Below are 13,408 nucleotides of genomic sequence, written 5' to 3' on the forward strand. Positions count from 1 at the left end.
CGATATAAAAAAATAACCCTCGATCTAAGAAAGGATGTTTAGCATGGAAGACTGCATTTTTTGCAAGATTATCAACCAAGAAATCCCTAGTTACAAAATTTATGAGGATGAAAAAGTATATGCCTTTTTAGATATCTCTCAAACAACAAAAGGACATACACTTGTTGTCCCTAAAACACATGTGACCGATATTTTTGAATACGACGAAGAGCTGGCCGCTGATGTTTTTGCACGTATCCCTAAAATTGCTCGCGCATTAGAAAAAGCTTTTCCTGAAATGGACGGATTGAACATCTTAAACAATAATAGAGAGTTGGCTTATCAATCGGTTTTCCACTCACATGTTCATCTAGTTCCACGTTACGATAAAAAAGATGATTTTTCGATCCACTTTGGCAATCATGCAGAACAATATACTGCTGAAGAAATGCAAACGATCATGGATAAAATCAAAGAGCAGGTGAAATAAATGGGCTTTTTCAAAGGAATTTTAGTTGGTGCCGGTATTGGAACCTTGAGCGGCCTGTTATTAGCGCCGCGCAAAGGTGAAGATACCCGTGACAAATTAATCAGCAATACACGAGAATTGGTTGAGTTAACCGATGCTTTGAATGATAATCTGACCGATTTTCGTCGATCATTAGTCACATTGAAAGGAACCTTTGATACTTTAGTTCCTGCTTTCAAATCTGGTGTTGAAAAAGATGTTGAAGATTTTCGCTTTCAAGCCGAACCACGGATTCAACAAATTCAAGAACAATTAGAAAAAATCAATCAAGCCCTTCCCCAAATGGAAGAACATACAACAATCAAAAATGGTCGTTTTTCTTTGAATCGTCCAAATGATCCAAAATAATTTTATTTAGTTCTGCTTAAGGAATTGTGCCTTTAGTGTGAATTTTCTCGGAAACTATTTTTAATCACTTTCTTTTGCATTTTTAGGTATGGTATAGTTGAACAGGAATAACGAACGTATGAAAATTTAATTTAGGAGTTGTAACACAGACATGAAGAAAAAAATATTATTAGCTGCTGCTGGATTATTCAGCGTAGTAGTCCTAGGTGCTTGTTCAGGAAGTTCAAGCCAAGAAATCGCAACAATGAAAGGCGGTAAAATCACCGTCGAAGACTTCTATAATGAAGCCAAGAAAGAATCAACCAATCAAAGTTTGGTTCGTAATATGATCATCTATAAAGTGTTTGAAAATGCTTATGGCGATAAAGTAACCGACAAACAAATCGATAAGGCTTATGACGAACAAAAAGAATCATTAGGCGACAGCTTTGACTCTCAATTAAAATCTGCCGGTTATACAACTAAAACATTCAAAGCTTACTTAAAACAATCATTGGCTTTCCAAGAAGGCCTAAAAGCCCATGTTAAAATTACGGACAAAGATTTAAAAACGGCTTGGGAATCATTCCATCCAGAAGTAACTGCTCGTATTATTCAAGCAAGCAGCGAAGATGATGCAAAAGCAATCAAAAAACAATTAGATGATAAAGGTGATTTCGCAAAAATCGCAAAAGAAAAATCACAAGATTCTGCTACTAAAGCAGATGGTGGGAAAATCAAGTTTGATTCTCAAACATCAAGTGTTCCTTCTGAAGTCAAAGAAGCAGCATTCAAATTGAAAAATGGAGAAGTATCTGACGTTATTTCAACAACAGACTCTTCTACTTACCAAACAAGCTATTACATTGTCAAAATGGAGAAAACTTCTTCTAAGGGCAATGACATGGATAAATACAAAAAAGAATTGAAAAAAATTGCCGAAGATACTCAAATGGCTGACCAAACATTCACTTCTGAAGTTATTGCTAAAGAATTGAAAAAAGCCAACGTTAAGATCAAAGACGATTCATTCGAAAATATTCTATCAGATTTCTTAACGACAAATAGTTCTTCAAGTGCAGCAACAAGTACTTCTTCAAGTAAAAAAGCAGAAAGTACTTCTTCAACTGAATCAAGCACTGAAGCTACCGATTCAAGTACTGCTTCAACTGATTCTTCAAACTAAGCATGAAAAACGAAGGGGAATTCCAAGCGGAGTTCCCCTTTTTTTGTTATTCATGCTACAATAAGTCGAGAATACTTTATAGGAGAATAGGTGAAAAAATGAAATCATTTGCCTCTAAAGAAGCAGAAAAAGATTATTATGAACACGAAGCCGACGAAGCAGAATTTGTCGCTTGGTATAAAGAACAAGAGCACCCTGAATATGATAAACCTTCAGTGACTGTTGATATCGTCATCATGGGGTATAACAAAGAAGAAGACCAACTAAAGATCTTATTGATTCAACGTCGGGGAAATCCTTACCGTAATTCCTGGGCCCTACCTGGTGGTTTTGTCGAAAGAGACGAATCGACCAATGATAGTGTCCGTCGAGAAACTGCTGAAGAAACTGGACTTACGATCGAACGAAAAAATGTCGAACAACTTCATACATTCAGTTCCCCAAATCGTGACCCTCGTGGCTGGGTCATCACAGTCAGTTATTTAGCTTTTATCGGACAAGTACCGCCAACTGCTGGCGATGACACGCAAGATGCGCGTTGGTTCAATATGGAACGTCATGGAGAAACGCTCTATCTTACTAGTGACGATGATATCTCGATTGAGATCGACTTAGTCACTGGTAAATCGATTGGTAAAGATACATTGGCATTTGACCATAATGAAATTATCCGTAAAGCTTTCAACCGTGTCGTTAACAAAATGGATCATGAACCGTTGATCTTACAAGTTTTGGGTGAAGAATTCACTATTACAGAAGCTCGAAAAGTCTTCGCAAAATTTTTAGGCGTTGATTTTAAAACCGTTGACCATTCAAATTTCAAAAAAGCAATGCTTCAGTATTTTGATGAGCTTGGTGAACGACCTGTCGGGATCGGACGTCCCTCTAAAATTTACCGCTTAAAAGATGAGCTTGGTGAAAAGAAATAAATTTATTAAAAAAATGAAATTTTCACTTACAGCAAAATAAAAAATATACTTACAATAGAATGAATAAAAAAGGACTCACATAATAATATGTGGGTCCTTTTTGACTTTATTTTGCAGCTTCTTTTTTCATTTGTTTGCTACGAAGTTGTCCGCAGGCAGCATCGATATCTGTCCCATGTTCTTTACGAACGACACAATTAATTCCGTTCTTTTTCAAGACATCATAAAAACGTAGAACATCTGCTTTTGAACTACGAGAATACTGATCGTGTTCACTTACAGGATTATACGGAATCAAATTAACGTAGACTAATTTTTTCTTGTCTTTCATCAAATCCGCTAGTTCTTGTGCATGTTCAGGACGATCATTTACTCCTGACAGCATAATATATTCAAACGTTACTCGGCGATTGGTTTGTTCGATATAAAAATCAACAGCAGCCATCAATTTTTCAATCGGGAAACTACGATTAATTCGCATAATAGATGAACGCACTTCATTATTTGGGGCATGCAATGAAATCGCTAAGTTTACTTGTAAACCATTCTCAGCAAATTTTCTGATTTTTGGTACCAAACCACTAGTAGAAACAGTGATATGACGAGCACCGATAGCCATCCCCTTATCATCATTGATGACATGAAGAAAGTTCATAACATTATCATAATTGTCAAATGGTTCACCGATTCCCATTACTACTACATGTGAAACACGTTCATCTTCTGCACGTTCATCAAAATAATGTTGAACTAGCATGATTTGAGCAACGATTTCCCCAGCAGTCAAATCCCGTTGTTTTTTTAATAAACCTGAAGCACAGAATGTACAACCGATATTACAACCGACTTGTGTAGTAACACAAACAGACAAACCATATTCTTGGCGCATCAAAACGGTTTCGATCATTAAATGATCTGGTAATTCAAACAAATATTTTACTGTTCCATCGCTTGCTTCTTGTACAACAAGTTGTTTTAACGGATTGATGATAAAATTTTCTTCCAATAAAGCAATTGTTTGTTTTGAAATATTACTCATCTCTGAAAATTCAGAAATGCGTTGACGATACAGCCATTCCCAAACTTGTGTTGCGCGAAATTTTTTCTCTCCGTGTTCAATAAACCACTCGACTAATTCTTCTCTTCTCAAACCATAAATTGAGGGTCTTTCCAAGGTGATTCCTCCTAATTCATTTCAACGTACTTAATTTATAGGACTTTTCTAATTAAAATACATCACCGAAAAAATGATGCTCCTATCTCGTACCCATGAACCGTCTTTCGTGAAAAACGTTCAAGATATTCGTTACATACTATAACCGATTCAAAAAGATAAAACAATCAACTTTGAAAAAAAGAAAAAAATAGCCTAGATTTCTCTAGACTATCTTAACTATTCATCCAATGGATTCTCAATTTCTTCTTCAGCTTTTTGTAGTAAAACTTCTCGTGGTTTGCTTCCTGTCGATGGTCCGATCACGCCATGTTCTTCCAATTCATCTACGATCCGAGCAGCTCGATTATAACCGATTCGGAAACGACGTTGTAAGAGTGAAATACTTGCTGTCTGCATTTCGATCACTAGTGATTTTGCATCTTCATAAAGTTCATCCTGCGGTGTTTCTGATGGTGAAGAAGTAGTTTCTTCTGTCGGCATCATTTTTTCTTCATAATGAGCCTCTTGTTGATCAGAAACGAAGGTTACTAATTCTTCTACTTCATGATCTGAGATAAAGGCTCCTTGAACACGAATTGGTTTGTTCTCGCCCATCGGTAAGAACAGCATATCTCCTCGACCTAATAGTTTCTCAGCCCCGTTGCCATCAATGATCGTCCGGGAATCTGTTCCGCTTGAAACAGCAAAGGCGATGCGTGAAGGTACGTTCGCTTTGATGATCCCTGTGATGACATCGACACTTGGTCTTTGCGTAGCCAAAATCATATGAATTCCAGCCGCCCGAGCCATTTGTGCTAAACGAATGATTGCATCCTCAACTTCGTTACTTGCTACCATCATCAAATCAGCTAATTCATCTACGATCACCACAATGAATGGTAAAATAGGACGGTTTTGTCCATCTTCTAAATTCTTTTGAATTACTAATTCATTAAACCCTGTAATATTCCGAACACCGGTAGCAGCAAATTTTTCATATCGTTCTTCCATTTCTTGAACAACCTTTTGCAATGCTTGGGCAGCTTTTCTTGGATTAGTAACTACAGGAGTCAATAAATGGGGGATCCCATTATAAACATTTAGTTCAACCATTTTGGGATCGATCATCATTAATTTCACTTCATTTGGTTTCGCTCGCATCAAAATACTCGCAATAATTCCATTGATTGCTACAGATTTCCCACTACCAGTTGATCCAGCAATCAATAAATGCGGCATTTTAGTTAAGTCGGCAGTTCGTACTAACCCAGAAATATCTCTTCCTAATGGGACTTCTAAAATTTTATCTGGGTGATTTGGTTGTGCCTCGATAATATCCCGGAAAGAAACCGTGCTGACTGTACTATTAGGCACTTCAATCCCAATCAATGATTTCCCAGGGATTGGTGCTTCCATTCGGACATCTTTTGCCGCTAAAGCCAGAGCAATATCATCCGTCAAATTGACAATTTTACTAACTTTGACTCCGACAGCTGGCTGGACCTCAAATTTTGTAACCGCTGGTCCTAAGCTAGCTTTGACTACTTTAGCATCGACACCAAAACTATTGAATGTCTTTTCCAATACTTTGATATTTTGTTCGATTTTTTTATATTCATCACTTTGATCTGCCGCCGGAATCGAATCTAACAAAGTTGAAGGCGGTAATTGATAATCATGATCTTCTGGTTCCGCACTAATTTCAAATTCTAAATCGCCAGGGTCATCGATATCTTCTTCGTCAAATTTTGGTTCCAGTGTTTTGTTTGGTGTGGCTAATGGTTCTAGGTTTTCCTGAAATCCTTCAATGGGAACCAAGGTCATTTGTTCCGGTGTTTTTGCAATTGGTTCTCGCTCCACAGGAATTTCTTGACTTTCCTGTGCTAATTGTTCCCCCGCACTCATCGTATGTGCTTGATTTTTTTCTCGTTCAGCCGCTCTTGCATCCATTTTTGCTTGTTCCATCGCTTGTTTTTCTGCCTTAGCTTGAGCTTTTTGAACTTGCTGCGCTTGACGCGCTTCTTTTTTAGCTATGCGTTCAGCTTTTTTCTCATCAGATTCCGAGAATTTTTCTTGGACCATTTCAGAAAAATCAGCCAGATAATCAACTACTTGATTAAATTCTAATAGACTAAACAAGAAAATGCCTAACATTAAAAGCAAGACTGCAATCAGATAACTCCCAACTTGTGAAACTAAAAAGTGTGTCAAGCCATATAAAGTGCCGCCCAGCATCCCGCCGCCAACGTTTTGCGTGATGCGATTCCCTAAGAAATCCGTCATCAATAGATCCCAAGTCGTTTTTAATATATTCGGGTCTTTATCTTGAACATTAGCAAATAAGTGCGCATGCATCAGTAATAAAATTCCTAAATAAAAGAAGCCCACACCCGCTAAACGACGTGGTTTCGACAAACGCAAACTTGTATTTTTTATTACTAATAACACGCCATACATAGCTAACACTATCGCTAAGAACTGATAAGTATTTCCACCGATCATTCGTAAAACATTTGCAATTAAATTTCCTAAAAAACCTAAGTTAAACAAGGAGAAAAATGCAAACAGAATAAATAAAAGTCCCATGCCGATAATCAAGCGCTGTTCTTGTAGTTGTTTTTGTTTTTTTGTTTTTCTTTTTTTCTTTGTACGCTTTTTCTGCGCCATGCTATCCCTCTTTCCATTCTGTCTTATTATACAAAAAAAAGAAGGCGAACAAAAGTTTTGTTCGCCTTTTCTTGATTAATCTTTCGGTAATGTTAACTCTTCACCAAACCATTTTTTTGAAATCTCAGCATATTGGCCATCCTCTTGAAGTTTTTTGAAGGCACTATTGATTTTTGAAATCAATTCCTTATCACCCTTGCGTGCACCAACTGCAAAATCTTCATTCGTAAAACCGACATTGAAAATATTAAAATTATCCATTTTATTGGCTTGTTTCAAGTAATAATCTGCATAAACTTTATCAATCAGCAATCCATCGATCCGGTTGTTTTCTAGGTCGATCATCGCTTCATTGAAACTTGCATATAGCGTCGCATCATTGTCTTTCACATTATCTTTCAAGACATCTGCTTGGTTGTTGAAAGCTTCATAACCTGAAGAACCTTCTTGAGCTCCTAATACTTTGCCTTTCATACCTTTAGCATCAGTAATACCGCTATCTTTTTTCGTTACTAAAACTTGTTCGTTTTGAGCATATGGATCACTGAAAAGTACTTTCTTTTCACGCGATTTTGTTACAGTATAACCATTCCAAATTAAGTCGATCGTGCCATTATCTAATTCATTTTCTTTCATTGACCAATCGATGGGTTGAAATTTCGCTTCAATGCCATATTCTTTAAAAACAGCTTTAGCTAAGTCAACATCGAAACCAACGATCTTACCATCATCATCTTTGAAACCCATTGGTACGAAAGTATCATCCAAACCGATCGTTACTTTTTTATCTTTTTCGATCGTTTTCCAGCTATTTGTGTCGCTGGCTTCTTTTTTGCTACCACAAGCCGCCAAAGTTACTATTGCTGCGACTGCTACCATTCCCAAAACAAATTTTTTCATTTTCATACGAAATTCCTCCTATTGAATTGATTGGTTTATTTAATTGGTTCCACTTTTAATAATTTGTCGCCGATTTCTTCTGCAAAGACCAAATCATGGGTAACCACGATTTGAGTCACACCATCTGCTTTCAATTCTAAAATCAAGTTGGCCACTTGCTGACGTAAAGCTGGATCTAATGCACTTGTTGGTTCATCATACGCTAAGACTTTAGGATTCATTGCCATTGCCCGTGCAATAGCTAAACGCTGCTTTTGCCCACCTGAAAGTTGGTACGGATAATTGTTCAAGAGTTCTTCGATCCCTAAAAGTGCAGCAAGATGATTGGCTTTTGCCAGATATGTTTCTTTATCTTGTTTCAAAACCAAACGTGGTCCGATCGTAATATTGTCTAAAACACTTAAATGTGGAAACAATTGAAAATCTTGGAAGACTACCCCAACAACTTGTTCCTGTTCTTTTGTCGAAGTTGGATCAAAAGGTTTTCCATCTAATAAAAAGGTTCCGCTATCTGCTGATTCTAGTCCGGCTAAAGTTCTTAATAGCGTTGTTTTTCCTCCACCAGAAGGTCCGACAATCGCTAAAATTTGTCCATCTGGAATCACTAAATCTAAATTATTGATTACTTTTTTGTCACCAAAAGATTTGTTTACTTGTTTTAATTCGATCATTTTCTTCACCAACCTAACGATAATAGTTCAAACGATTTTCTAATTGTTTCAAGATTACTGATGTCACACCAGTCAAAACTAAATAAATAATGGCGACACCAAAAAGTGGTAATAATGTGGTGTCTCTTTCCATCGCAATTTTACCCGCACGCATAACATCTGATAAACCAAGGATGTAAACTAAAGAAGTATCTTTAACTAAATTAATTACTTCATTTCCTACAGAGGGTAAAACAATTTTAGTTACTTGCGGAATAATAATTCGAGTGATCGTTTGGATCGGTGTTAAACCGATAACTCGAGAAGCTTCATATTGTCCCACTGGAATCGATTGAATTCCACCACGAAATATTTCAGCATAATAAGCAGCGTAATTTAATACAAAAGCAAAAAGTGCGGCATCGAAACGATCAAAGATGATCCCGACTAATGGCAATCCGTAAAAAACAAAAATCAATTGCAACAGCAAGGGAGTTCCTCGCATGATCCAAACATACAATTGCAAGATCCATTTTAAAGGCTTGAAGCGGCTTGCTAATCCAAAGGATAGTAAAATTCCTAAAGGTAACGAGCCTAAAATCGTATAAGCAAATAATTTCAGTGTGGTCGATGCCCCTTGTAGTAATTGTGGCATAACATTGATCAAATAATCCATTCTAACATCCTCCTACATTCTATGAACCAATTTCAGTTCGATCATTTTTACTCAATCTAGTATTTGTTGTGTTTCCTTATCCTTTTAAATAAACGAAGATATAAAAAAAGTCCTCTGGTATCACTTACCAGAGGACGTCAAATACGTGGTTCCACCTCATCTTTGTTCTCTTCTCGCAAAAAGAACCTCAATGGGTCAGTGATCCAATCGAAGGTATAAAAAAATCCTTTAGTCGCTAGGACTAAAGGACGTAATTACGTGGTTCCACCTTTTTTTATCGTCGTCTCACAACGAACGATCTCAACTGGTCAATCTGACCTCTGCGCTAACGGGCTCTACCGGACCAGCCTACTCGCTTCAGCTGATCGACTCAAAGATGTGGTTCACAATTAACTGTTGCCTCTTCTCACCGTCCAGAGACTCTCTGAAAACAAATCAATCATTACTCTTCTTTTCATTGTCGTTTGATTAAGTTGTTTCATACTTTACACGCATCAGCCGATTTTGTCAACTAATACTTTCATCTTTTTTTCATTTAAATCAAATTTAATTTTTAGGAACAAATTGGAACTTCGTCCATGGTTTCAAAAAATCTAACATAATCAATTCTTCTTTCGGAATTTTCCCAACTAGATTCTTACGTGGATCACGATGTGGTTCTAAGACGATCTGCAATTCATTTTTATACTTGCCAAATTCATCGTTTCCTACGACTACATCGCCGATTTGAAATTCTTCGGTATTATCATGGACTGGGTTTTCGATGTCTTTATATTTTACTCGAACCATAGTCGAACGAACAGCCATCGATGTAATATCTCCCCGGCGAAAATGTTTTTTATCTGCTACGATCTTATGTTCAATCTCCGTTGCAGCTGGAGTAAATTCGATTCCTAAGCTTACTTTATAGCGATCGACTGCTGCTACTCTTTCAAGCTCTTCATCCGAAGCATAGGCATTACCAATAATCACCGTATCGATCAATCCGGTTGCAAAAAGATGTCTTGTTTGTAAATCGATCGGCAAATGACGATGCATCTCTAATGTTGGCAGACCATCATTGACATCCCAAGGTCCATATTGTGCTTCATGACTTGTGACGAAAGCAGCTGTTTTGATCCCATGACCTTTGAAACGTTCACTACAACTGATAAAGAAATCATAAGGTAACGCTGAACCTTCTTGCGGATAAAAGTTGTGGCAGCCGTAAATGAATGGCTCATTAGCTTCATAGGATAAAATATTGTCTAAGTAAGCAACATTATTACTCATGTTCAATTCAATCGCCAAACCTTCTGGATTGTAGCTTAGCATTGCTTCTTTGTTCCCATCAAACCCTTCATCCAAACGAATTCCTTCTGCCCCTAATTCGGCAAAAAAACTTAAATCATCATAAGAGATTTCTAAATCATCAAAAATTGAAGGCGCGATATCCAAAATTGTTTCAAAGCCTAAATTTTTGGCATAATGAATAATGTCACCAAATTTTTCGCTAACTTTTTCTTTGCCTTCTGTCACTTCCAACATACTCATAAAAATTCTTGAATAGCCTAACTTGGCCGCTTTTTCGATATACGTACGATCGGCTTGCGGGTCGCTATGATCTGGATAAATAGAAATGCCTAATTCACGCTTCATTAATTTATTTCCTCCTCAATTCTTTGATTTATTCTATTAATTTGACAATCCATTTTGTTCAGCCACTTCTTTGAACCAGTGACCAGATTTTTTGATAGTCTTGATTTGAGTATGGATATTATTTGAAATAAACCCATAACGATTTTTATAAGAATTTAACCATGACCAGCAATCGATCGGAGTCCACATATGATAGCCAAAACAATTTGATCCTTCTTCGATTCCCTTATGCAACCATTCCAAATGTTCTTGAACGAAATCGATTCGATAATCATCTTCGATCATTCCCTCAGCATTTTTGAAACGTTCTTCATGCGAGACACCCATCCCATTTTCAGAGACATACCACGGAATATTTTTATAATTTTCTTTGATATTTACTGCAATATCATACAGAGCTTTCGGATAGATTTCCCAACCACGATCTAGGTTTACCCGACGACCAGGCATATCATATGCATCGTAATAACGATCTGGCATCCATTCGCCCACAGAATTCGGTGCAACATCAGGTGCTTTGACTCTATTTGGATGATAGAAGTTCACGCCTAGAAAATCGACTGTGTTTGCTTTTAAAACGGCTTTTTCTTCATCGGATGTCTCCCACAATACTTTGTCTTTCGTTAGCAACTCTTCTAATTCAATTGGAAAATGGCCATAAATAGCTGGTTCTAAAAACATTTTATTGTTCCATAATTCAGCAATACGAGCTGCCTCTTGATCTTCTGGCGCTTCGGAAGCCGCATAAGTCGGAGTTAAATTTAAAATCGTTCCGATTTGAGCATCTTTAAGATCTAATTTCCGAAAAGCTTCGATTGCTTTAGCTGAAGCTAGATTTAAATTGTACGCCACTTGGACAGCTTTTTTTCCATCGACGATATTTGGATAATGGAATTGGAATAAATACTCTCCCTCAACTACTACCATCGGTTCATTATGAGTTGCCCAATATTTTACTCGGTCACCAAATAACTCAAAACACTTTTTGGCAAACCCAACATAAAGGTCAACTACTTTTTTTGACTCCCAACCACCATATTTATCATACAGTTCCACGGGTAAATCAAAGTGATGCAAATTCATTACAGGTGTCATACCTTCTGCTAACATTGCATCGATGACGTTGTTATAAAAATCGACGGCTTCTTGATTGACACTATTCGTTTCTAAGTCATCGATCAACCGGCTCCATTGGATACTTGTTCGTAAACTATTCATTCCAATCGAATGCATCATTTGAATATCTTCTTTATAGCTGTTATAAAAGTTCGAGGCAACATCTGGACCTACTTGATTATGAAATTTTTCAGGTTCGATCTCGAAGTGGTAATCAAATACATTAGCATGCTTTTTATTGAAACGCCCTTCACTTTGAGGACCTGAAGTGGCGGCACCCCACCAAAAATTCATTGGAAATTTTTTCATTACTGATTCTCCTAATCTGTGTGATAAATTTTGATAAAAAATAGAAAGGGGTTAGGGATCGTATGATCCTTAACCCCTCAGTCATTCCTTAAATTTCAGTTCCTTTTTTCAATTCTTGTCTAGTAGACAAGATAACAAATGGAACATACATAACAATTGAAATCACTAAGTTAACAGCGGCTAAAATAGCTCCTGATACGCTTTGAGTTGCTAAGAACCCACCAATGATTGGAGGTGTTACCCATGGCGGCATAACAGTCGCAGCCGGTACCCAACCAAAACTTGTTGCAAAGTAAGCAGTCGTTACACAGACCATCGGAGTTAAGATAAATGGAATAAACATGATCGGATTCAATACCAGTGGTAATCCAAACATCAACGGTTCATTGATATTGAAGATACCTGGTGCTGCAGCTAAGTTGTTTACAACCATGAATGGTTTGTTTCGACGGCCAACTAAATAAATCGCAATGATCAAACCGATTGTTACCCCTGTACCACCCATATTTACAAATGAATCGATAAATGGTTTGTTGACGATATACGGTGCTGATTGACCAGCTGAAAGTGCTGCATTGTTTGCTTCAATTGCTGGAGCATTGATCGCTTGCATGAATGGATCGATCATGTTGGCACCATGTAAACCGAAGAACCATAAGAATGGTGTGATGAATGCGATCAATAAGGCAGACCAATAAGAATTAGCTAAACTCATAAATGGCTCTTGAACTGCTCCATAGAAGGCTGCAAACATATCTTCTACACCAAAACCAGCAATAATTGCTGCAATCAAACCAAAAATTGAGATCGTGATCATCGCTGGGAATAATGATGCGAATGAACGTGCAACTGCTGGCGGAACGCCATCAGGCATTTTAACAACTAATTTTTCATTACCAACTAAGCGAGTAAAGATTTCAGCAACAAGGATACCAACGATTAAAGCTACGAATAAACCAGATGAATTCATTCCGCTAAGCGCTGCACCCAAAGTAAAGAATGAAGCAACTGATACAACACCAGTTCCAACAGGATCTTTATCATAACCGCGAGCTAAATTGTAAGCCACCAAGAAAGCGATAAAGACTGAAAGGACACCGAATGTTCCGTTCCAAACAGCTCCACCGAAGCCTTTCCAAGCCTCGCCGCCAAAAATACCATTCATTAAGTTTTGGAAAGCTGGAATCGGCAAGTTATTTAACATTACCGCTAACGCCCCTAAGATCATCAACGGCATCGTTACTGTAAATGAATCACGGATGGCTACTAAGTGACGCTGGTTCCCAATTTTTGATGCATGTGGGATAAAGTGTTTTTCCATAAAATTGACAAATCTATCCATTTTT

At 37.4% G+C, this 13,408-nt stretch carries 12 protein-coding genes and 1 other annotated feature; of the genes, 4 read left to right on the forward strand and 8 right to left on the reverse strand.

From position 1 onward, the window contains the following. Window positions 1–43 precede the first annotated feature (43 nt). From ACKTSC_RS07210 to ACKTSC_RS07225, 4 genes are all read left to right on the forward strand, one after another. Window positions 44–469 (forward strand): HIT family protein, encoded by a 426-nt coding sequence (locus ACKTSC_RS07210; RefSeq protein WP_407855434.1) that lies wholly within the window; start codon window positions 44–46, stop codon window positions 467–469. Continuing rightward, window positions 470–856: a YtxH domain-containing protein gene (locus ACKTSC_RS07215; RefSeq protein ID WP_407857233.1), complete on the forward strand. Its 387-nt coding sequence runs from the start codon at window positions 470–472 to the stop codon at window positions 854–856. 151 nt (window positions 857–1,007) lie between these two features. After that, window positions 1,008–2,021, forward strand: a complete 1,014-nt coding sequence (locus ACKTSC_RS07220) for a peptidylprolyl isomerase (protein WP_407857234.1) — start codon at window positions 1,008–1,010, stop codon at window positions 2,019–2,021. Window positions 2,022–2,119: 98 nt separating this feature from the next. Further along, window positions 2,120–2,950, forward strand: a complete 831-nt coding sequence (locus ACKTSC_RS07225; protein WP_332580872.1) for an NUDIX hydrolase — start codon at window positions 2,120–2,122, stop codon at window positions 2,948–2,950. Window positions 2,951–3,056: 106 nt separating this feature from the next. On the opposite strand, the gene rlmN is transcribed toward ACKTSC_RS07225, so the two are convergent. From rlmN to ACKTSC_RS07265, 8 genes are all read right to left on the reverse strand, one after another. Next, entirely contained in the window at window positions 3,057–4,124 is a 1,068-nt protein-coding gene (gene rlmN / locus ACKTSC_RS07230; protein ID WP_332580873.1) for a dual-specificity RNA methyltransferase RlmN, read from the reverse strand. 219 nt (window positions 4,125–4,343) lie between these two features. Beyond that, entirely contained in the window at window positions 4,344–6,773 is a 2,430-nt protein-coding gene (locus tag ACKTSC_RS07235; RefSeq protein ID WP_407857235.1) for an FtsK/SpoIIIE family DNA translocase, read from the reverse strand. A 75-nt stretch (window positions 6,774–6,848) separates the two neighbouring features. Further along, window positions 6,849–7,679 carry a transporter substrate-binding domain-containing protein gene (locus ACKTSC_RS07240; protein WP_407857236.1) on the reverse strand — a complete coding sequence of 277 codons (831 nt, stop codon included), beginning with the start codon at window positions 7,677–7,679 and terminating at the stop codon, window positions 6,849–6,851. 29 nt (window positions 7,680–7,708) lie between these two features. Next, entirely contained in the window at window positions 7,709–8,344 is a 636-nt protein-coding gene (locus ACKTSC_RS07245) for an amino acid ABC transporter ATP-binding protein (protein WP_332580876.1), read from the reverse strand. 13 nt (window positions 8,345–8,357) lie between these two features. Continuing rightward, entirely contained in the window at window positions 8,358–8,999 is a 642-nt protein-coding gene (locus tag ACKTSC_RS07250; protein WP_332580877.1) for an amino acid ABC transporter permease, read from the reverse strand. A gap of 241 nt (window positions 9,000–9,240) precedes the next feature. Beyond that, window positions 9,241–9,466 (reverse strand) — a binding site (T-box leader). A 79-nt stretch (window positions 9,467–9,545) separates the two neighbouring features. Continuing rightward, complete coding sequence (locus ACKTSC_RS07255) at window positions 9,546–10,637, reverse strand: DUF871 domain-containing protein (protein WP_407855441.1); 1,092 nt, start codon at window positions 10,635–10,637, stop codon at window positions 9,546–9,548. A 36-nt stretch (window positions 10,638–10,673) separates the two neighbouring features. Beyond that, window positions 10,674–12,062, reverse strand: a complete 1,389-nt coding sequence (locus ACKTSC_RS07260; RefSeq protein WP_407857237.1) for a glycoside hydrolase family 1 protein — start codon at window positions 12,060–12,062, stop codon at window positions 10,674–10,676. 88 nt (window positions 12,063–12,150) lie between these two features. Then, a complete protein-coding gene (locus ACKTSC_RS07265) occupies window positions 12,151–13,404 on the reverse strand; it encodes a PTS sugar transporter subunit IIC (RefSeq protein ID WP_407857238.1) in 1,254 nt (417 codons plus the stop codon). Window positions 13,405–13,408: the final 4 nt, after the last annotated feature.

Source organism: Enterococcus hailinensis (assembly GCF_045862035.1).
GTDB lineage: Bacteria > Bacillota > Bacilli > Lactobacillales > Enterococcaceae > Enterococcus_A > Enterococcus_A hailinensis.

Coding starts and splice junctions, on each gene's coding strand:
- ACKTSC_RS07250 (WP_332580877.1), bottom strand. CDS start 8,999: ATGGATTATTTGATCAATGTTATGCCACAATTACTACAAGGGGCATCG.
- ACKTSC_RS07260 (WP_407857237.1), bottom strand. CDS start 12,062: ATGAAAAAATTTCCAATGAATTTTTGGTGGGGTGCCGCCACTTCAGGT.
- ACKTSC_RS07265 (WP_407857238.1), bottom strand. CDS start 13,404: ATGGATAGATTTGTCAATTTTATGGAAAAACACTTTATCCCACATGCA.
- ACKTSC_RS07215 (WP_407857233.1), top strand. CDS start 470: ATGGGCTTTTTCAAAGGAATTTTAGTTGGTGCCGGTATTGGAACCTTG.
- ACKTSC_RS07235 (WP_407857235.1), bottom strand. CDS start 6,773: ATGGCGCAGAAAAAGCGTACAAAGAAAAAAAGAAAAACAAAAAAACAA.
- ACKTSC_RS07225 (WP_332580872.1), top strand. CDS start 2,120: ATGAAATCATTTGCCTCTAAAGAAGCAGAAAAAGATTATTATGAACAC.
- ACKTSC_RS07220 (WP_407857234.1), top strand. CDS start 1,008: ATGAAGAAAAAAATATTATTAGCTGCTGCTGGATTATTCAGCGTAGTA.
- ACKTSC_RS07210 (WP_407855434.1), top strand. CDS start 44: ATGGAAGACTGCATTTTTTGCAAGATTATCAACCAAGAAATCCCTAGT.
- ACKTSC_RS07240 (WP_407857236.1), bottom strand. CDS start 7,679: ATGAAAATGAAAAAATTTGTTTTGGGAATGGTAGCAGTCGCAGCAATA.
- ACKTSC_RS07255 (WP_407855441.1), bottom strand. CDS start 10,637: ATGAAGCGTGAATTAGGCATTTCTATTTATCCAGATCATAGCGACCCG.
- ACKTSC_RS07245 (WP_332580876.1), bottom strand. CDS start 8,344: ATGATCGAATTAAAACAAGTAAACAAATCTTTTGGTGACAAAAAAGTA.